The 20,583-nt window shown below is 42.9% G+C and carries 15 protein-coding genes; all 15 read right to left on the reverse strand.

Annotated elements, in window-relative coordinates; all coding sequences use genetic code 11:
* Positions 1 to 420, reverse strand: coding sequence for a hypothetical protein (locus QZ998_RS00645; protein ID WP_296557189.1), 420 nt, complete (start codon positions 418 to 420; stop codon positions 1 to 3).
* Positions 421 to 740: 320 nt separating this feature from the next.
* Positions 741 to 2,012: an S-methyl-5-thioribose kinase gene (mtnK, locus tag QZ998_RS00650; protein WP_296557190.1), complete on the reverse strand. Its 1,272-nt coding sequence runs from the start codon at positions 2,010 to 2,012 to the stop codon at positions 741 to 743.
* Positions 2,013 to 2,122: 110 nt separating this feature from the next.
* The gene (locus tag QZ998_RS00655; protein ID WP_296557192.1) at positions 2,123 to 2,896 is read right to left on the reverse strand and encodes an ABC transporter permease; all 774 of its coding nucleotides are present in this window, start codon (positions 2,894 to 2,896) and stop codon (positions 2,123 to 2,125) included.
* The gene (locus tag QZ998_RS00660; RefSeq protein WP_296557194.1) at positions 2,896 to 3,516 is read right to left on the reverse strand and encodes an ATP-binding cassette domain-containing protein; all 621 of its coding nucleotides are present in this window, start codon (positions 3,514 to 3,516) and stop codon (positions 2,896 to 2,898) included. The genes QZ998_RS00655 and QZ998_RS00660 overlap by 1 nt, the downstream gene beginning before the upstream one ends.
* A gap of 44 nt (positions 3,517 to 3,560) precedes the next feature.
* Complete coding sequence (locus QZ998_RS00665) at positions 3,561 to 4,382, reverse strand: nitroreductase family protein (protein ID WP_296557196.1); 822 nt, start codon at positions 4,380 to 4,382, stop codon at positions 3,561 to 3,563.
* 40 nt (positions 4,383 to 4,422) lie between these two features.
* A complete protein-coding gene (locus tag QZ998_RS00670) occupies positions 4,423 to 5,253 on the reverse strand; it encodes an undecaprenyl-diphosphate phosphatase (protein WP_296557198.1) in 831 nt (276 codons plus the stop codon).
* A gap of 233 nt (positions 5,254 to 5,486) precedes the next feature.
* Positions 5,487 to 6,731, reverse strand: a complete 1,245-nt coding sequence (locus tag QZ998_RS00675; protein ID WP_296557200.1) for a serpin family protein — start codon at positions 6,729 to 6,731, stop codon at positions 5,487 to 5,489.
* A 144-nt stretch (positions 6,732 to 6,875) separates the two neighbouring features.
* Entirely contained in the window at positions 6,876 to 7,448 is a 573-nt protein-coding gene (locus tag QZ998_RS00680; protein WP_296557201.1) for a carbonic anhydrase, read from the reverse strand.
* Positions 7,449 to 7,473: 25 nt separating this feature from the next.
* Positions 7,474 to 9,372 carry an HD domain-containing protein gene (locus QZ998_RS00685; protein WP_296557203.1) on the reverse strand — a complete coding sequence of 633 codons (1,899 nt, stop codon included), beginning with the start codon at positions 9,370 to 9,372 and terminating at the stop codon, positions 7,474 to 7,476.
* Positions 9,362 to 12,388 (reverse strand): response regulator, encoded by a 3,027-nt coding sequence (locus QZ998_RS00690; RefSeq protein WP_296557204.1) that lies wholly within the window; start codon positions 12,386 to 12,388, stop codon positions 9,362 to 9,364. The genes QZ998_RS00685 and QZ998_RS00690 overlap by 11 nt, the downstream gene beginning before the upstream one ends.
* 127 nt (positions 12,389 to 12,515) lie before the next feature.
* Positions 12,516 to 13,346: a protein-glutamate O-methyltransferase CheR gene (locus QZ998_RS00695; protein WP_296557205.1), complete on the reverse strand. Its 831-nt coding sequence runs from the start codon at positions 13,344 to 13,346 to the stop codon at positions 12,516 to 12,518.
* A gap of 43 nt (positions 13,347 to 13,389) precedes the next feature.
* The gene (locus tag QZ998_RS00700; RefSeq protein ID WP_296557207.1) at positions 13,390 to 15,315 is read right to left on the reverse strand and encodes an HD domain-containing protein; all 1,926 of its coding nucleotides are present in this window, start codon (positions 15,313 to 15,315) and stop codon (positions 13,390 to 13,392) included.
* Positions 15,316 to 15,361: 46 nt separating this feature from the next.
* Positions 15,362 to 16,363, reverse strand: coding sequence for a sensor domain-containing diguanylate cyclase (locus QZ998_RS00705; RefSeq protein WP_296557209.1), 1,002 nt, complete (start codon positions 16,361 to 16,363; stop codon positions 15,362 to 15,364).
* Between the two features lie 68 nt (positions 16,364 to 16,431).
* The gene (gene uvsE / locus QZ998_RS00710; RefSeq protein WP_296557211.1) at positions 16,432 to 17,691 is read right to left on the reverse strand and encodes a UV DNA damage repair endonuclease UvsE; all 1,260 of its coding nucleotides are present in this window, start codon (positions 17,689 to 17,691) and stop codon (positions 16,432 to 16,434) included.
* A 342-nt stretch (positions 17,692 to 18,033) separates the two neighbouring features.
* Positions 18,034 to 20,439 carry an HD domain-containing phosphohydrolase gene (locus QZ998_RS00715; RefSeq protein WP_296557213.1) on the reverse strand — a complete coding sequence of 802 codons (2,406 nt, stop codon included), beginning with the start codon at positions 20,437 to 20,439 and terminating at the stop codon, positions 18,034 to 18,036.
* Positions 20,440 to 20,583: the final 144 nt, after the last annotated feature.

Consider the following 20,583-nt stretch of genomic DNA (forward strand, 5'->3'; position numbering starts at 1 on the left):
TTATTTAACCACAAATTCTGTCACCGTATCCGGTTCTTCGCGGTCATCAATATAGATTTCCACCGCGTAATTGCCCGGTGTCGTGACCAGTTCGGCCGGAAGTATTCCCCATAGCGGGGCGTCGCTGACATCGCCGTTATTGATTGTTACTGAATCCACTTCCTGTCCTTCTAAATACCAGATAAAGGTAATATCGGTGTTGTCCGGGGCATTATGTAATTCAGCCGCTACATAAACATCGGTATTGACCGGAAATTCGGTAACCTCATCAATGGCCATAGAGCTCTCGTCGACTCCCGTCGTCATCACCGCATTACTGACATTAGCCGTGGTTGCACTGCAGCTGGCGCCCATAAAAAGCACTGCAACCATCATTATGGTTACGGCCACCAGATACCGGGTTAGTTTATTTTTTTTCATGACTTTATCCTCCTGAATAAATATTTTTACTCAAATAGCTGGAATCCTTTTTGCATATCATTTTAGTTGCCTGTTACTAGCGTTTAATAAGTCAATCCTGTAACCGATTTCAGCTGATTCCACGGTCAACTCCCGTCTTTTTAATCCCCGCGTCCCCTTAACCCTCCTTTTTACAAAAAGCTTTGAGCGTCTTTCGTTCCAACCTATTTTCGTAACTATTTTACCACATTTTCCAAGAAATAAACATATCCTTGCCGACTTATGACAAACTAAAAAACTCAAGCGCTAAAATCACTCGAGTTTTTATTATCCTGCTTTTATTATTTATTCCGATTTTTTAAGGCTTTCATCACGTCAAAATAGCGATAGGTAATGGTTTCGATTAGCGCAATGATGTCATCGACCGATTCGATTTCTTCCCGCTTCATAATCAGGGCATCGGCAATCAGCAGCGACAGCCGCCGGGCGCAGTTTCGGCTAAGAGGATTTTTGATCGCATCAAAATCCGGTAGCGGCACGATTCCGCCCACCCGACTGACAATCTGACAGCCAGTGAAGCCACAGACCTCTTTAAGATAGGTTTTTAGCAAATCATCCCGATACTCGGTATACTCGCGATACATCGGCTTAGCGTCCTGATCCCAGCACGCACAGTAAACCCGCTGATATTCATTAACCAGGTCGCGGATGGTGTCCAGGATCTCCTTCCGATAAGCTTTTCGCGATGCTTTGCTGCCTTCTTCATGGTGGAACCAGGCAATATACTGATAAAGCAGATTGCCCAGCAGATAGCCAGTATCAGATGAGGAAGGACCCATAAACGGGTATTCCATATCGATGATTTTCATCTCGCTTTGATCGATCATAATATTAGAGGTATGCAGGTCGCCATGAACCAGGCATTCACTTTTCTTCATGAAAATGCCCCGCAGCTTCAGCAATTCAACCCGCAATTCCCGTTTTTCCCAAAGCAGATCGCTCATCGCCAGATGACTTGGATCCCCCGGCGGCAAGTCTACTTCACCCTCGATAAAGGATTCCCGCAAAAACAGGATCGTTTCCATAATGATCCGCATCTCCGGATTCATAAATTTGCAGGTCAGAGCCTTATGAGCAATTTGATCCAAATAAATCTCCGATGTATAGAAATTTGATTTGGCCAGGAATTCGCCCATCTGTTTAGCAAATTTAGGGAAATGTTTTCCTTTGATCAATTCAAAGCGCATAATCCTAAGCCGTCCACAATCTTCATAAATAAAAAGATTATTGTCGGGATCAAGATGATACATTTCCGGCAGGTAGTCTGGGGTAATCGCCGCTCTCAGTTTGATAATTTCGGACTCAAGCTGGTTGCGTTTGGTCGTTAGGGGTGCCACTTCGCCAAAAAGCTTTAGATAGGGTTTGGCCTGCTTAAGAATGACCGACTTTCCGCTTTCATCCCAAACTCGGTAAATATGGTTGACAAAACCATCTCCGTCGTCCTCGCCACCGCCAATCTCATAAACCTCAAGCCTGGCTCCGACCGGAAAAATCCCGGTGGATGTTTTTATATATTCAATGACTCTACTGGGTGTTAAATCTTTATAGGACATCGGCTACCTCGCGATTTTTTGCATCAATTCGATACTTTTGATTCTATCACGAAGCGTGGTGGAAATAAATGAACTAATTATTTGACTAACGGGAATTTTTTGTGCTAAATCTAGAGGCTTAAGCGATCGTAGTCGTCAAAGGCCTTCTTGCGGGTTAACAGAATCGAGAAGTGAATCCCGAAATAACGGGAGATCAAAATCGCACCCATGATCACAATTTGATAAAATATCGCTGTCATTGGCATCGAACCGCCAAGAATCTGACCGGTCATCATCCCTGGCAGGGAGACCAGCCCAATCGTTTCGGTCGAAGCAATAATCGGATTCATGCAGCCAGTAATCGCCTCTTTGTACCAGGGCAGGGTCGATTCCCACTGATTGCCTGACAAGGCCAGCCGATACTGGTACTCTCGTTCATTTTGCTTTAACCCGCTATAAAAGGTATTAATCCCGATAATGTTTCCGCTAAGACTGTTACCTAAGAGCATCCCCATCAGCGGGATATAGTACTGAGCGTCAAAAATATTTGAAAGGCCAATGACAAATTGATTGATAAAGAGAATCATCACCAGATTGGGAAAACCAAACCCAATCACAATCGGCAAAAATTGATTTTTGATCGTCAAGCCACAGGTTTTTACGGTCGATAAAGCGGCCGCCCCAATCATAAAGATAACATAGGCTGAATTAACCCAGAGGTTATTGAATAAGAAGATATACTGCAGAAAAAAGCCTACCAGAACCAACTGAATGGTCATCCGAAAGAGGGCATAGATAATCCGCTTATTGAGTCCAATCCCCAGTTTATAGTTGATAATCGCCATTGGCACAACAAAGATCAGCAGATATAAGGGGGTATAAAAAGGTATTTCCTGAACACCCATTACCAGATCACCTCCCTCAGTCCACGATTTTGATAAACGTCGTCATGGGAAACCACTAAAATGGTTTTGTCGTAGCCGAGTATTAAATCGACCATTTTTGTTTTAAGTTCAAGATCCAAACCGGTGGTAATTTCATCCAGAATCCAGATCTCCCGATCCAGCAGAATGCCGAGAATCAATGCCAGTCGCTGGCGTTCACCGCCGGAAAGGGTTTCGACATTTTTTTCCAGGGTATCTTTTGGCAGCGACATGACATCGAGCCAGTAATTTTTCAAGATATCGGGATTATAGCTTAAATGCCGGTTTGCCTCAAACTTAAATACGCCTTCAAACACATCTCTGACGATTCCCTTGGGGATATCGGTATCCTGACTGACATAGGAAATTTTGCTGCGAATCTGGTTCACCGTTTCCCCCGTCAATGTGATCCCATCAACTAGAATTTCACCGCGATCAGGAACCACAAACCCCAGCAGCATTTTTACCAGACTGGTCTTTCCCCGCCCCGAGGGGGCACAAAAAAGGGTTTTTTCGTTTCGCTCAATTTTTAAATTAAAGTCTGAAAAAATAGTTTGTTGCTGATAGTTTAACTGAATATTTGAAAATTCAAGATACGCCATTTTTCACCTCGTGTTTAAACTGTGTTACAATCAGGTTGATAACCTTATCGCCAGGACACTTGCGGTTTTTTTCGGGGTACGGTTCTTTGATATTTAACATCGGGATATCCTATCACCAGACAGGCGATTACCTCTTTGCTTTCATCAATATCCAAAAAGGCTTTGATTTTGGGATTGCCATAGGCTGCCCTTACAAAGAAACCACTGTAAAACATTCCCAATCCCTGGGCATGGGTCATCAATTCCATCGAGTTGGCCGCTAATCCACCATTTATCGGAGCATCAGAAACCACTAAAATCAAGCCCTTAGCTTTGAAAAAAAGGCTTGTCGGTAATTCCGGATCAGCCAAATAATCTTGATACATTTTGATCCAGCGTTTTGCATAATATTTAAATAATGTGTTTTTGTTTTGTTTATCTTCTAAAATATTTTCTCCCAATTTATTCAGGCCTTCAAGTCCCAGTTCGGTCAGCTTCTGTATCTCATCCTGAACCACAATATATGAAACATTCTGACTATTGCTCCCGGTTGGGGTAAAGCGCCCAGCTTCGATAATCTGTTCAATTTTTTCCTTCTCAATGGCTTGATCTGTAAACTGACGAACCGAACGTCTGAACTTAATATAATTCAGCAGGTTATCCGCTGTGATATCAAAGCTGTCAGCCTGATATTCTTTAACCTCTGCCATACTATAATCGCTTATACTCACCGCATTAACCGGGCAGATGGCAATGCAGTGTCCGCACTTTATGCATGTTCGATTGAGTGGTGCAGCCTTGTCCTCTTTTAAAACTATATCATTGGGGAAACAATCCTCAACACATGCGCCACAGCCAATACATTTTTCCTGATCAACTTTAATCATTTTTTCTTCCTTTCAATATCAAGTGAAATTTAAAGTCAGCCTAATTACCAGTGATAAAGAAATACAGTAATACAATGACCCCTAATGCGATCCGATACCAGCCAAAGACCTTAAAGTCGTGCTTTTTAATATAACTCATTAAAAACTTAATCGCAAATACCGAGGTAATAAAAGCGGATACCATCCCAACTAATAAAATAACCGCTTCCCAGAGGGTAAAGACGAGGCCAAATTTAAGCAGTTTTAAGAGACTTGCCCCAAACATAACTGGGATCGCCAGAAAAAACGTAAACTCTGCTGCCACCGTTCGGGTGGTTCCAACAATCATACCGCCAATGATTGTCGCTCCGGATCGTGATGTTCCGGGAATTAGCGCTAAAACTTGAAAGACGCCAATCATTAATGCTGTTTTATAGGTGATTTGAGAAAGTTTTTTCGTTTCCGGCTTTCTATTCTTATTGTAATTTTCAACCAGGATAAAGAGCACCCCATAAAATATTAACATCAATGCAACTGTTTGATAATTATAAAACACTGCATTAATGATATCGTCGAATGCCAGACCAATAATCGCTGCTGGAATACACGCTACCAGAATTTTCCCCCATAGCGTGACGATATTTTTCTTAATTATAATTTTTTTGTTTCGAAATGTAAATGGCAACAATTTATGCCAATAGATATAGACAACTGCCAGAATTGCCCCTAATTGAATGACCACCAGGAACATCTCCATAAACGCTGCTGACACATTTAACTTGATGAATTGATCGACCAAAATCATATGTCCGGTACTGCTAATCGGCAACCACTCGGTGATGCCTTCGACAATCCCCAGAAAGATTACCTTTAAAATCTCTAAAAATCCCATCTTACCCTCTCTTCTTGCCTGTAATTTTAAGTCCTTTTGTTCCGGAATGAGTCACACTCTGATCATACTGACTGAAACAATCTTCAACTCACGTCAATAAGTTTACTTTTTCATGGCCAAAAATTCAATGTTTTTATCGCATTATCCGACAATATCGAAGCTAATCTTAAAAAATTCAAAGAAAAAATATCCGGTGCTGTCAGTCGAAACAACCCCGGACATTTAATCAATTACTAGCTTGGGTCAAAAACCGCTCCGATAAAGATGATCGCTCCGCTTTCGCTGTCCTGAATGGCGTAGAAAAAGGGTCGGTCAAAGTTGAGTTCGAAGTCGTAAGCCGGCATACTGGTGACGCCAACTTCCACGGATGTCACGGCAGCCGCCTCGGTCCCGACCTCATCGACCTCAATAAAGGTTTTATGCTTGACCTCGCTGATATAAATATTCCCCGCCGTACCGTCCTCAGCCAGCCCCGAAAAATCAGCTTTTCCAGCTTCAAAGGCGATTCCCATCCCCAGCTCCGTTAATGGCTGGTTTAATGATTTTTCATATGCCATGGTGAACTTCGGAAGCATCAGGCTGCCCTCCTTTTGTTCAAAAAGACTGATCCATTTTGACCAATTATCGCCATTGAGCTGTTTCTGGAATTCCTCCAGGCTGACCCCTTCATTGGGTAAAAAAAGCATCATTGCAATCTGCTCATCTTCACCGTAGGGAAGCCGTAGCGCCTGAAAATCGGCTGATTTTAAATAGTCAAAGGAACCACTCTGGTACATTGTCGGTACTGTCACAGTCTGCCCATCGGCCAGTTTAAAAGGCTGATCGGTGGTCAGTTCCTTTTCAAAAGGACTGGTCCAGGCGCCCTTAAAATAAACAGCATTAATCAGAAACATGATCGTTTCCGGGTCAATTGGCGGGGTGACAATCTGATCGATGGTTCCCTGGGTTTGATCTTTTACCCATTTGTTAATCACCTCTGCCGATTTGGGATCAGTAAAATCGAGCTTTTTTGCTTCGGCCTGATAGCTATCTTGAACCGTCTCTAAAAAGACTTCCGAAAATTTAAAATCCTCAACCATCCAGATCGAATTGGCAATGTTCAGGTTTACTTCAGGGGCGGCTGTCGTTAAAAAATAAATCAGCGCGCGGTTGTTTTTGTTGAGTTGCTCAACATCAATGCCCTGAATGTTTAGTGCCTTTGCCATCGCCTCGCGGGTCGCTCCGGCGGCGCCATTGTAGGCCATCTCCATTGCCAGCGATACACTCACCGGAGAAATCATCATGTTTTCATTTTCCAAGGCCAGATTTTTATAGAGATTGAATCCGAAATCATTGCTTTTTTCAACCATGTCAGCATCAAAAGCATTAAGTACCTCCGCATCCGGTTTTGATATGTCCGTTTTTTTACAGCCCGCTCCCATCAATAGTAATGCCGCCATACCAAGCACACCGACCAAAACTGCTAGTCTTCGTTTCATATTAATCCCCTTTCATCTTTGTGCAATCTCACTTAATACCCTTTTAATCTCATCCCATTAACTTCACTCCAATTAACTTGATGTCATTTAACTTGATGTCTTAGCGGTCTTAACAGCAAAGCACTTTTATGATTTACAACAGCTCTACTGAAAAAATTCCACCACGCCGGTTTCGATATCATATTTTCCGGAAATAACCTTTACTTGACCTTTGTTAATAAGATCCCTGATCAGTTGACTCTCATTAATTCTGCAAAAACCATGTTCAATGTTTAAATTTTCGCATTTTCCCGCATCTTTTTCGCCTGAAATAGCGGGCATTATTTCATCGAGTATCTTTTGGGTATGACCCCCACCATGACCTTCCATCGCTGCCGCCACTGCCCCACAGTGATTGTGCCCCAATATTAAAACCACCGCTGTTCCCAAATGTCCCACGGCGTATTCAATACTGCCTAATTCAAAATCACCGATCACATTACCAGCGGTGCGAATGACAAAGAGGTCGCCGATTCCAGCCGAAAAAATATGTTCCGGGGGAACCCGGGAATCCGAACAGGTGATCACCACAGCGTAGGGGTTCTGGCCATTTTCGGCCACGATCGTCTTGATCGCCTGGTGGCTATAGCCCTCTTCTTTGGTGCTCAAAAATCTTTGGTTGCCGATAATTAATGCCTGAATTGCTGCTTCGATTCTGTTTTCTTGGTTATTTTTCAATGTCTTACTTTCTTTCTTAGATTTTTTAAATTTCGGTCAGTACCTTTTCAATAAATACACGAGCCACATGCGGATCAAACTGGGTGCCGGCACATTTTCTTATTTCATCTACCGCTTCTGCCACACTCAGCCCCTTCCGATAAGCCCGATCACAGGTCATCGCATCATAGGCATCAGCGACGCCAATAATTCTAGCCTGGATAGATATTTCATTCCCAATCAACTGTTTCGGATAACCTTTTCCATCCCACCGTTCCTGATGCTCCAGCACATATCGTGCCAATTCTGAAAATTCGCTGGAGGAGCTTAAAATCCGATACCCAATCTCCGGATGGCGCTGAATTTTTTTCCATTCATCGGGATCCAGTCCACCGGGCTTATTAAGGATCTTTTCATCAATCCCCATTTTTCCGATATCATGAATTAATCCGGCAGCCTTGACCTGGCTGATGTCATCCTGGTCAAAATTCATTTTCGCGGCAATTTTTTCGCAGATGTCGCTGACTCTTTTCGAGTGCAGCATTTCGCGACTACTTTTTTCATAAAGGGTATTCATAATTAAATCGATGGTCTTGTTCTTGATGCTGGCGCTTTCATAAAGCTTATGCCGATACATATTATCTTCGGCGTTTTTTAACACTTCCTGGATATTTTGATCGCTCCTCGTTTTAGTTTCATAGCCGAAGGAAATCGAGAAATCAATCGCCCCGACCGACTGTTGCTGAGCGGCGCCTCTCATCTGTCTTACCATTTTCGCGGCCTGCATTTCATCGGTCTTCGGCAGCAGAATAACAAACTCATCACCACTGAGCCGGGCTACCACGTCCTGCTCACAACATGCTTCTCGGATTACTCCGGCTACTTTTTTGAGGAGTTCATCTCCCACCGCATGTCCAAATGATTCATTCACCAGCTTTAGTCCATTGACATCGGAAATAACCAGACTCAAGGGCAGGTTATCTTCAGTATCAATGCTGGCTAAAGCCTCTTCGTAATAGCGTCGGTTGAAAACTCCGGTCAGATAATCATGATTACTTAAATAGCGAATCCGTTCCTCGGTTTGCTTTCGTTCAGTAATATCAGAAATAATGACCGCTACCTGTTGGGGCTCGGGCGAATAGGCCACCACTTCAAAATATTTTTCAAACTGCTTAAAATACTTTTCATAGCGTACTGACTCTCTTGTCGCTATTAATTGCGCATATTTTTCAACCAGAAAATCTTTTGAATCCGGCATGATCTCAGTCAGGGTTTTTCCGAGAACTTCCCGACTCTTTAAGTTAGTCAACCGCTCAAAGCTGGCATTCACATACAAAAAGTTACAGTCAAGAGCTTTCCCTGCACCATCGATTAGCAACTCATGGACCGCCAGACCCTGTTCCATTTGGGTTATCAGCCGACGGTTCTTTTCTTCACTGACCTTGAGACTTTCTAGCAGTTGGATGGTTTGCGAATGAGCTTTTTCTAATTCTGCCGTTTTTTCAGCCACCATCAGGGCCAACCGACCCTGTTCATCTTGCTTTTGGCGATTAGCCGCTTTAATTTTTACCATCGCCCTGATCTGTGCTGTAAGCTCCGATTCATCAATCGGTTTGGCCAAAAAAGCTTCCGCTCCCGATTCAAGCGCTAAAATGCGATGTTCCCGATCGCCCTTGATGGCCGTTACAAAGACCACCGGAATTTCTTTTGTCGATTCTTCCGCCTTCAATTTCTGACACACCTCAAATCCATCCATTCCCGGCATCACAATATCGAGCAAAATCACATCCGGATCTTCTTCCCTGGCGATCGCTATTCCCTTGATACCATTAGTGGCAGTGTAAACCTGCGCTTCGGGAAAGGCTTCCCTTATCAGCGCCCGCAGGGTGATCAGATTATCTTGATTATCATCGATTGCTAAAAATTTTAATGATCTATTTTCCATAGAGCACCTCGTGAATTACTTTTAAAAACTCCCGTTCGATAATGGGTTTGGCGATGAAGGCGTCAAACCCCTGACTCAAAATTGCTTCTCGATCCTCGGTCATGGCACTGGCGGTCAATGCAATGACAGGGACATTTTCCAGGCCGGGGAGCCTTTTAATCCTTTCAAAAGCCTCAAGGCCATCAATTCCCGGAAGGGCAATATCCATCAGGATCAAGTCTGGCCGATACTGTTTTGCCAGTTCAATACTCGCTGATCCGTCAGCCGCCTCTAGCACCCTAAAATGATCGCTCAGCAAGGCCTTTACCGTAATCATATTATCGGAGTTGTCTTCGACCGCCAGCACCAGGGGTTTACGCTGATCCGTTCGGGACATAAAGTGCTTGACCTTTTTTTCTCGGGTTTCCGGATAAAGCATCGAAGCGATCGCTTTTTTCAGTTCTTCTCTGTTTACATCCCCTTTCTGGATTAACTGATGAATATTATTTTTTGTCAGATATCTCAGCTCGTCTTTGGTAATATGTTTAGCGGTCAGTATCAGCACCGGTATATGCGCAGTGGCTTCGGCTTCGCGAAGGGTTTTTAGTAATTCAAAGCCATCAACTCCCGGCATCATTAAATCTAGTACCATCGCATCCGGAATAACCGCTGCCATAATTTCCAGGGCTTCTCTGGCATCTCTGGCCACTTTTATGGTATAGCCGCTTTCGGCTAACAGATCTGTGATCTGAATCACTGCCGGTTCACTATCTTCAACCATCAACAAGGTTTTAGTTGATCGCTCCTCCGCTATTTTGGTGGTCTGGACCGATGCTTTCACGGACAATTTCGGCATGTTTGCTTTTGCCACTGCTTTTTCCGCCTGTATAAATGCTTCCTGCTCTGCTTCCTCGGCTTGGTCAATTATTCTATTTTCTGGCACATAATTAATCGGTAGAGCAAGGATAAATTCAGAACCCTGGTTGACCACACTTTTTACTGTGATTGTCCCACCCAGGAGGTTGGCGTATTTTTTGGCAATCGCCAGACCCAGTCCGGTTCCGCCAAATTTGCGCGAGGTGCTGCCATCTGCCTGTCTGAATTCATCAAAAATAAATGGTAGATAGTTTTCATCGATCCCGATCCCGGTATCCTTAACGCGAATTTCGATTACTTGGCCCTGCTGACCAACGAAGAGCTCAACCTTACCTTTTTCGGTAAATTTAACCGCATTGCCAGCCAGATTTTCGAGAATATGACGGCACCTGTCGCGGTCACTGTTGATATAAACAGCGGTGTCCTTTGCCCCATTGATGCACATGACACTTTTTTCATTGGCCTGGGGAGCCAGCATTTCAACGACCTCATTGATCAACTGGTTAATATTAAAGGTGGTAATCTCAATTTCTTCGCGGCCGGCCTCGATCCGTGATATGTCCAGGATATCATTAATCAAAGCCAGCAGATTTTTGCCATTGCGTTCGATAACCTCCAAATAGCTGTATTCTTCTGCTGCTATTTCATTCTTAAGCCGGCGGTTTAAAATCCCCGAAAGGGCAATCACTGAATTAAGCGGGGTTCGCAATTCATGACTCATATTGGATAAAAAATTGGTTTTAAGCTGATTACTATTATTGAGCTCTTTTTTCTGCATTTCCAGTTCAATATTCTGATGGATCAGTTCGACTGACTGTTCTTCCATTTCGTTCTTTTGGGCATCCAGTTCGCGGTTCTGTTGCTCCAATTTCTCCGAAAACGCTTTAATGGTGCGATAGGCCAAAATTCCTTCAATTCGGGCACTCATGGTGCTGATGGTTTTTTCAATAAAATCAATCGCTTTTTGACTATATTTGCCAATCGCCGCCAGCGATATCACCGCAACGACTGCATTGCCAAAAACAAACGGGATGGTAATGATCTCACGAGGAATAAATTTTCCACTGACCGTATAAAAGGCAAACCGCGAATCCTCGGGAATATCTTTGATATGGGTATACCAGCCACTAGCGATCGATGCTCCAAATTCCCCTTCTAAGGTATCCTCGCCAAATGCTGCTCTGCCCTTTTCACCCAGACCGATCGATTCAAAATGTTCAAACTGATGGTTATCGCTATTTAACAGATACACAGCCGCAACCTGGGAGTCGGTGTAACGGGAAAGGGTATTGAGGGTCTTTCTAAAAAATTTTCTGGCATCATCTTCTCCCAGCATAATCTTGGTAAAATTGCCCGTTCGTTCGTTGATCTCCATATTTTTCTGAATATCATCAGCCAGCGCATTAAAGGATTCCGATAAGATCCCAAATTCATTGCAGTAACGATAGTTGCTTCTGGCATGATAATTGCCGTTTTGAAATTCATTGGTTACACGGGTGAGCTCATTTAAAGGTTCTCTGGTATTTCTAAAGATGATATAGCTGACCAACATCGATAAGCCAATAATAAAGATGACCAGCAGGAACAATTGCCTTGTTATTTTTGCATACAAGTCGTTTGAGTCCTGATATAATTCATTAGCCTTGTTATCAGCATAGGTTTTCACAATTGTCATTTTTTCATTTAAGGCATCCCGATAAATGCCGACCTTTTCGCCTGGTAGCAAATCTTTTTTTGCGGCTTCCAGATCCCCAGCCAGGGTGCTTGCGACAATATCAGATCGGGCAGTTTCCCAGTTGATATAGGCTCGATAGGCCGCATCAACATCCTGTCTTGGGCCTAGGTATTGATCGCGCAAGGCATCAAATTGAACCTGGATCTCGGCATCGTATTGATCCATCAGTTCAATCGCGTTTTCCCGGTCTTGCTGGGTATTGGCCAGCATCAGATCTCTTACCCCCACCCGCATCCCGACAATTGCAGCATCCAGCCGGTAAATTGTTTTCGTTACCTGAAAGGGGTGGTTATACATCGATTCAGCCTGCTTGACGATGGTATTGGTTTGTACATAACTAATGATCCCCAATAAAATGACGAAAAATAGAATGCTCGAAAAGCCAATAATAAGCTGTGTTTTTACCTTTAAATTCTTTATGTTCATCTTTTCTCCCTGAACCATTTATCTGAAGTGTCACCATTTCGGTTCATATCGTATCTTCTTTATTGATCTTTAATCTTAACACATCAGTTAAGCGGATCAGCTTAAAGCACCAGATTAGCACCCACTATCAATTGATCTGAAAAACAGGAGCGCTTGCTGATAGCATCTTTAAATTCTGATCGTTTCCCATGAATAACGACTCGGCCTCACCGGTAATGAGAAAGCCCCCCTCAGCCAGCGAACGCTTCAATTTTTTGACGATTGATCGTCTCACCGGCGTTTGGTAGTAAAAAAGGAGGTTACAGCAGAAGATCATATCAAAATCACCATAAATACTATCGGGGGGATTCGTGGAGTGGGCATCTAACAAATCATACTGCGAAAAAACAATCTTTTCTGTTAATCCGGGGACAATCTGATAGGCTGCTCCCATTTTTGAAAAATAACGCTTGATATATTTCATTCGGACATTTGACAAGCTATCCTCATCATAAACACCAGTTCTGGCGGTGTCAAGCACTTCACTTGAAAGATCGGTGGCAAAAATTCGAAAGCGCATCGGTTTTGACGAAGATATTAACAGCTCTTCCAACAAAATCGCGATCGAATAGGCTTCCTGACCAGTCGAACAGCCAGCTGACCAGACCCTAATTTCGCCATTTTCTGGTTTATGACTAAGCAGCTGTGGTAAAACCAACTGCTCTAATACGGCAAAGGTTAACCCATTCCTGAAAAACTGACTATAACTAATCTGAAACGATCCCACTAAAGACTCTGCTTCATCGCGGTTTTTCTGCAGATATAAAGCGTAGTCCGACGGATTGATAGCAATGGCTGCCATCCGTCGCCGCAGCGTTTTAACAAGAAAGGCTTCATCATAAATGGTTAAATCTTTTTCATAGCGGGCTTTCATAATCCGCATGATCTCAAAAACGGTGTCATCGACCTGTCTTTCCATTGGCTTCCTCGGTATCTATTTATTATCCCTACTGTGTTGCTTGCTAATGAACCATTTCCGTATGAACCACTTCAACCAGCATTCTTGCTACCAGCGGATCAAAATGGCTTCCGGCACAGCGTTTGATTTCGGCAATCGCCTCATTTTGAGCCAAACCTTTGCGATAGGTTCGGTCACTCGTCATCGCATCAAAGGAATCTGCCACCGCCACAATTCTTCCTTGTAGTGAAATCTCTTCGCCTTTTAAGCCCTTGGGATAGCCTTGGCCATCCCAGCGCTCATGGTGTTCTAAAATACAATTGGCCATTTCCGAAAATTCATTCACTGAACTGAGAATCCGATAGCCGATTTCCGGGTGCCGCTTTATTTCACTCCATTCCTCATCACAGAGAGCTCCGGGTTTGTTCAGAATCTTTTCATCAATTCCCATTTTTCCGATATCGTGGATCAGTCCGGCGGTTCGAATCTGATTGATCTCATCTTGATCAAGCTTCATCCTGATGCCAATTTTTTCACAGATTTGACCGACCCGGTTAGAATGCATCATTTCCCGATTGCTCTTTTCATAAAGGGTGTTCATAATCAGTTCAATGGTTTTGCTACGCATGCTGGCACTTTCATAGAGCTTATGACGATACATATCATCCTCAGCATTTTTAAGGACTTGCTGGATACTCTCTTCTTTCCTGGTTTTTGTTCGGTAGCCGAAAGCAATCGAAAGCTTCAGTCCGTATATTTTTTCTTGCGCCGCTAACATTTCCAGTCGTTTGATAATCAGTGCTGCCGTTTCAGCATCGGTTTTAGCTAAAATAATTACAAATTCATCCCCGCCCAGTCTGGCAATCACATCATTTTGTCGGCAACCACGCTTAATAACATTAGCCGCCATCTGCAGCAGTTCATCGCCCACTGCATGACCAAAAGAGTCATTGATCATTTTCAAACCGTTGACATCAGCCATCACCAGGGTCAATGGGTAGTTTTCTTCGGTATCCAATTTGATCAGCACCTCTTCATAAAAACGCCGGTTAAATAAACCGGTCAGGTAATCATGATAGCTCAGATAGCGGATCTCCTCCTCGGTTTTTCTAATCCGGGTAATGTCCTGAATGGTTCCAAAATTGCCGATATGATCTTGACGGTCATCAAATTGGGGAATCATCCGCATATTGATAATCCGCTCTTCACCATCCTGCCTGAGAATCCGGAAAATAAAATCAGCAGTGGATTTTTCTTCCATCACCTTGTTGATGTTTTCTATCACCCCGGGAACCTCATCAGCATGGACAAATGAGAGTAAGCAATCCCTGGTATTTATCTCTTGCTCTGAATCAACCCCAAAAATATTCAGCACTTCTTCAGAGCAATTGATTTTGTCGGTTTTAAAATTAATCTCATAACTGCCCAGATGGGCGAGTTTCTGAGCTTCAACCAGTGCTTTTTCGCTTTTTTTGCGGGCTTCATTTTCTTTTTCCAGCGATTTTAAAAGCTTCAAGGTACGGGCATGGGCAACCTTTAATGCCTCGGTCTGCTTTCTGACCCGGCTATCAAGGCGTATTTTTTCATTGCGCTTGAGAATATTGGCATGTCTGATCTTCTCCATCGCGCGAATTTGAGAAATCAATTCCTGCTCATCAATCGGTTTAGATAAAAATCCTTCTCCGCCGCATTCCAGCGCCAGGATCCGATGTTCCTTATCACCCCGCGAGGCGGTCACAAAAACGACCGGGATATCAGCCAGGTCGGTACTGGCTTTTAATTTTCGACACACATCAAAACCGTCCATCCCTGGCATAATTATATCCACGAAAATAATATCCGGGTCTTCCGCCTCAGCCATCTCAAAGCCGACTTGTCCACTAAAGGCCATCAAAACACTGGCTTCCGGAAAGGCATCCCCGATCAAAGCTTTTAAAACAATCACATTATCGCGGTTATCATCAATCACTAGAATCTTTAATTGTCTCATATCCACAGGTCACCTCGTCCATCATTTTTTCCTTTGCCATCTTTCACTACTGACATTCAACCCTGTTTCTGCCCTTTTCTTTAGCTCGGCTGCGAGCGGCCTGAGCCCGTGAAATCAGGGTTGCCGGCAGTAAGTCTTTGCGATAGGCCGATACTCCAAAACTAGCTGTTAATTTTCCAACGATCTTAAACTCACTTTCTTCAACAATTGTCCTAATCTTTTCAGCCAGCGTTACCGCCCCCGCTTCATCAGTATCCGGAAGAATCACCAAAAATTCTTCACCACTCCATCTGCCGATAAGATCTGTCCCCCGGACATTTTGCTTTAGTATCTCTGCAATTGCTACCAGCAATTCATCTCCGATCGGATTTCCGTAGGACTCATTAATATTTCTCAGTGAATCGATATCTACCAGGATGATTGAAAAAGGAGCCTTGGTACGCTCAGAACGTTCGAGTTCTGATTGCAGAAATTCATCGAGTTTAGGCCGATTAAAGACCTGGGTCAATTTATCCTTGATTGACAATTGTATGATCTGTGCTTCCAATTCTTTGATTGCGGTAATGTCCCGGATCACGCTGAGGATATGGGGTTTTCCCTCAATGTTAATCGCTTGGGCTGACACCAGACCGACAAACATTTCGTCATTGACATCGTTGACCGTAATCTCCATATTTTCGCAGACCCCATTTTGTTTTAACTGTGCGACTAACTGTTCTCTTTTATCCAACTCAAAATATAAATCATGAATATTCATTGACTCATCAAAAATCGTCTTCCCACGGGTCTTTATCAACTTTAAAAAGGCCCGGTTATAGGCCAATAATTTTCCATCCTCCATGGTGGTGATGATGGTTGGGTCTGGAAATAAATCAAAGATCATTTCAAAGTGTTTTTTGCAGGCACCTCGGATTCCCCGTACCAGCCCATTGAGTTCAATAAAGTCAGGATCATCCCGGTACTTTTCTATCACACCATCATCCGGTTTTTCTTCCGCAACGATATTTTTCAGATAGACAATCAATTCTTTGATTTCGGTATTTAACATATTTTTACCTGCATCACTTTCTCATTCATTATCGACGTATTACTGTAAGCCGCCAGCTACTTCTTTTTTTAAATCATGACATAATAGTAAGAGTCCAACAGGTAGTTCAGTTCATACTTTACCGTCATCTTCCATAGATTTTTCTTCACCTTTTTGATTGACGCTTCGCCTTTTTCATATTGATCCAGAAGTTTTAAGAAATACTTCTTTTCACTGGGTAAGGCCATCGTTCTAAAATACCCCCAAATGTGCTGGGCGACATTGATCGAGTTGCCAATGGTGGTTTCTTTCAAGAAGGCGGTTTCAACGAGATTATAAAAATCGATGCAGGGGTAGCTGTCTTTATTGTTTAGCAGTTTTCGGATCTCCAGATAGTCAAGTGGCGATCTTTCCAGTACAGCATACTTATACTTGCTCCACTCATGCTCCAGTTGATTGATTTCTTTTTTTGCGGTGGTACAGTTAATGCATTTAATCGCTGACAGATTCTTATCCTTAACTTCCAGCATGATGTCGAGATCGCGGCTCTTTAATTCTTCATAAAATGACATAAATTCGGTGATTCTGATCGTTTTCGAATGAGAACCCGGTTTTTTTTCTGGATGCTGTTGGGAATAATGAATCTTCTGCTTGCCATCCTGACTTTTCCAGGTGTGTTTACAGGCATCAATCCAATACGTATCGGGATGATTTTCCTCACAGGGATTGACCTGGTGATGAAGATTGTCAAAGACAACCGGAATGTCCAGAGCCTTCCCGATGATCAGAACCTCGCTAATGGTGTAGGATTTATCATCATTTTCAATGACCAACCGTTTCTTAACAGCTTCACCCAAACCCTGATAATGACTTAAAAATCTTTTAATCGCCTGTTTTTTATCATTGTAAACCCCTCCGACGTGGAGGATAATCTTATTTTCTGAACCCAGTAAAAGGCTGTCCATGATCCGGGCATGATAATTAAGGTCGGCGATGGCGTTAGCCACGATATGTTCATCAGCTGAATTTAAAACGGTGTACTGTCCCGGATGCATCGAAACCCGCATCCCGCTTTTGGCAATTTTTTTGCCGATCTTTTTCAACTGCTTTTCAAATATTTCCCACCAGATGATCCGGTTAACAGGATTTGAACCAAAAGGGATCAGTGATGAGCTGATTCGAAACAATAAAACCCGATTAGCAATGTTGTAGTCAACCATATTTTCGAGCGCGTTTAAATTATGCCTGATCAATTCAGTCAATTTTTCATCGGAAGCATTTTTTAGTAGGCAGGTTTTCAGTTCAGTATTTGGTACGCCTACCGTTAAACATGCATATCCTATCCTCATAATAACCTTCTTTCCTATCCGTTCCCATCATTTATTCACTTAATATACCTGCTCATCCAAACCCTAAAACAACCACGATCACCCACTCAGATTTGCTGATCCAATACTGCAAGAAGTGGTTTACTGCTGCTATTTTTTATCATTTTTTCATTATATCAGAAATGAATCTGAATATGAAGCAAATTGGGTGTAAAATCACTGAAATCTCGGTTAATTTTTAACTAAAAAAGAGCCTGCATCCAGACTCCTTCAAGCTTGTCCCACAAACCCCGGTGAGATCAATCATTACTTCTTTTTTCTCCACTCCATAATAATCGACTAGTCTATCCTTTTTTCGAATATTCAATACGTTTCGCCGAGAACCCTTTCCACAAATATCTGTGTCACTTCCGGATCAAACTGCGTTCCGGCATGCTTTTTCAACTCGCGAACCGCTTCTGCTTGGGTCAGTCCTTTGCGGTAGGTGCGATCACAGGTCATCGCATCATAGGCATCTGCGACCCCAATAATCCGAGCCTGAATGGATATTTCTTCTCTTGCCAACTTCTTCGGGTAACCTTTTCCATCCCATCGCTCATGATGTTGATAGACATATTTGGACATTTCTGAAAATTCATTGGAAGAGCTGAGAATTCGATAACCAATCTCGGGATGGCGCTGCATCTCCTGCCACTCCTCAAAGTTTAGATGGCCTACCTTATTAAGGATTTTTTCATCAATTCCCATTTTTCCAATATCATGCATCAGACCGGCGGTACCAATTTGATTGACTTCATCCTTGCTCAGCCGCATCTGGACCGCAATCGATCGGCAGAGCTGGCTGACTCTCCGGGAATGGAGCATCTCCCGGCTACTTTTTTCATAGAGGGTATTCATAATCAGTTCAATGGTTTTATTCTTGATGCTGGCACTTTCATAGAGCTTATGCCGATACATATCATCTTCCGCCCGTTTATAAATATCCTGGATATCCTGATCTTCCATTTCCTTAATTTCATAGCCAAAGGAAATGGAAATCTCAAATGCCTCGATTTTTTCATTGGAGGTTTTTTCTTTCAGATTATTAATTACCTCAACCGCCTCAAAAATATCGGTCTGCGGCAAGATAATAATAAATTCATCGCCGCCCAGCCGGGCAACAACACTGCCCTCGGGAACGGCTTCTGTGATCAGCCGGGCGGCTTTTTTCAAAAGCTCATCACCCATCGCATGTCCAAAAGAATCGTTAATCAGTTTCAAACCATTAACATCCGCCATAATCAGCGTAATCGGCAAATTATCAGGTACGTCCAGTCGCCCCAGTTCTTCTTCATAAAAGCGACGATTATAAAGGCCGGTGAGATAATCATGATAACTTAAATATCGGATTTCCTTTTCTGCCTGCTTGCGCTCAGTGACATCCGAAATAATCACCGCAAATTGTTTGAATCGGGGCGAATAGGCAACCACTTCAAAATATTTATCGAGCTCCTTATCATAGTGATCAAAGTGCGTCGGCTGGCCGGTCATGGCCACCTGGCCATATTTCTTTATCCAGCTTTTGTCCATCTCCGGCTTTATCTCCAGGGCGCGTTTTCCGATAATATCCTGCCGTTTCAGACCAACTAGCTTTTCATAGCTGTCATTGGCATCGAGGTAGCGAAAGTCAACCGGATTCCCCGACAAATCAAAGATAAGCTCATGCACGGCCAAACCCTGGGTCATTTGCGTGATTAACAAGCGGTGTCTTTCTTCGCTGGCTTTTAAAGCGGTTTCCGCCTGATGGCGTTCGGTAAAATCAACCAGCATATAGCTAACCAGATTACGTTTAGGATCAAAATTATTTTTATTGACATACAACCATCGAATATCTTCGCCAATCTTTATTTTTACCGGTTTTCGTTTATGATCGCCCTGATCAAGAATTTTTAGGATGTCTGAAACACTTTCTGTTTTTCCATCAAAAAAAAGATTTGCAATGGGATTCATGCTAATAATTTCATGGTCGGGATTCGTCAAAAAGGCCACCTCCCCAAGATTCCAAAAGGTTTGTTTCCAACGATTGATTTGCAGCTCAAACAGATCGTTTCTTACCTCATTTAGGCCGATCATGGCTAAGATAACCAGAATCACTACCGGGGTAGGGTCAATATACGTGTCAAAACCCATTAGAATTACCAGCATCGCAAGCCAGGATATTTGAATTGATCCAAGAAAAAACCGATAGCTCTTTATCAGACTGGCGGACTGGGATTTTTTAATGGCTTTAATCAGTGCTATCGTAGTCGATACTAAAAAAACGCCATAATAGCCCAGAATCAGAAAATAGCCAATGTTTTTTGAGGTACTGGCCACAGAAAAGCCGTTAACCTGTATCAACTCGACCCAGTTGAAGGTTAGCTGATGAAGCGGATTGGTGATATAAAGGAGCCACAGGATACTGGAAACGGCTACTGAAAAGGCCTTTTGCCGATATGAAATTTTCTTTTTGACAAATTGCGCAACAAAAAATATTCCAAATGTCGGAATAAAGATTACCCCCAGGTTAGCAAGGTTCCGAGCAAAAATCATCATTTCGATATTCAAAGAATTAAGCGAAAGAAAATAACCAAATGCATAAATGGCCGCAGCAAACATCAGTGCCGAAAAATAATTAAACTCCCCACCAACTTTTTGTTTTAAGAGTTTAAGCCCTGTAAAAATATAAATAATAGCGATAATCGGCAATGCATATACAATTAAATTCAACAACACATTTTGAAGATTCATACCCTTCCTCATTCCGGAGAGCAACCGGCAAAATTATGGCCACTCACCGTTCAACCCATACAAAGACAGATCTAATTATTTTTGGCTAAGTACTGATCATACTACACTAAGGTTAAATAATCCTTTCGCTAGCCTGATATCTGA

Source organism: uncultured Acetobacterium sp. (assembly GCF_927416815.1).
Classification (GTDB): Bacteria; Bacillota; Clostridia; order Eubacteriales; family Eubacteriaceae; genus Acetobacterium.

What these genes read in the sequence shown, in the direction of transcription:
- QZ998_RS00645 (WP_296557189.1), bottom strand. Translation starts at nt 420, where the DNA reads ATGAAAAAAAATAAACTAACCCGGTATCTGGTGGCCGTAACCATAATG.
- mtnK (WP_296557190.1), bottom strand. Translation starts at nt 2,012, where the DNA reads ATGTCCTATAAAGATTTAACACCCAGTAGAGTCATTGAATATATAAAA.
- QZ998_RS00655 (WP_296557192.1), bottom strand. Translation starts at nt 2,896, where the DNA reads ATGGGTGTTCAGGAAATACCTTTTTATACCCCCTTATATCTGCTGATC.
- QZ998_RS00660 (WP_296557194.1), bottom strand. Translation starts at nt 3,516, where the DNA reads ATGGCGTATCTTGAATTTTCAAATATTCAGTTAAACTATCAGCAACAA.
- QZ998_RS00665 (WP_296557196.1), bottom strand. Translation starts at nt 4,382, where the DNA reads ATGATTAAAGTTGATCAGGAAAAATGTATTGGCTGTGGCGCATGTGTT.
- QZ998_RS00670 (WP_296557198.1), bottom strand. Translation starts at nt 5,253, where the DNA reads ATGGGATTTTTAGAGATTTTAAAGGTAATCTTTCTGGGGATTGTCGAA.
- QZ998_RS00675 (WP_296557200.1), bottom strand. Translation starts at nt 6,731, where the DNA reads ATGAAACGAAGACTAGCAGTTTTGGTCGGTGTGCTTGGTATGGCGGCA.
- QZ998_RS00685 (WP_296557203.1), bottom strand. Translation starts at nt 9,372, where the DNA reads ATGGAAAATAGATCATTAAAATTTTTAGCAATCGATGATAATCAAGAT.
- QZ998_RS00690 (WP_296557204.1), bottom strand. Translation starts at nt 12,388, where the DNA reads ATGAACATAAAGAATTTAAAGGTAAAAACACAGCTTATTATTGGCTTT.
- QZ998_RS00695 (WP_296557205.1), bottom strand. Translation starts at nt 13,346, where the DNA reads ATGGAAAGACAGGTCGATGACACCGTTTTTGAGATCATGCGGATTATG.
- QZ998_RS00700 (WP_296557207.1), bottom strand. Translation starts at nt 15,315, where the DNA reads ATGAGACAATTAAAGATTCTAGTGATTGATGATAACCGCGATAATGTG.
- QZ998_RS00705 (WP_296557209.1), bottom strand. Translation starts at nt 16,363, where the DNA reads ATGTTAAATACCGAAATCAAAGAATTGATTGTCTATCTGAAAAATATC.
- uvsE (WP_296557211.1), bottom strand. Translation starts at nt 17,691, where the DNA reads ATGAGGATAGGATATGCATGTTTAACGGTAGGCGTACCAAATACTGAA.
- QZ998_RS00715 (WP_296557213.1), bottom strand. Translation starts at nt 20,439, where the DNA reads ATGAATCTTCAAAATGTGTTGTTGAATTTAATTGTATATGCATTGCCG.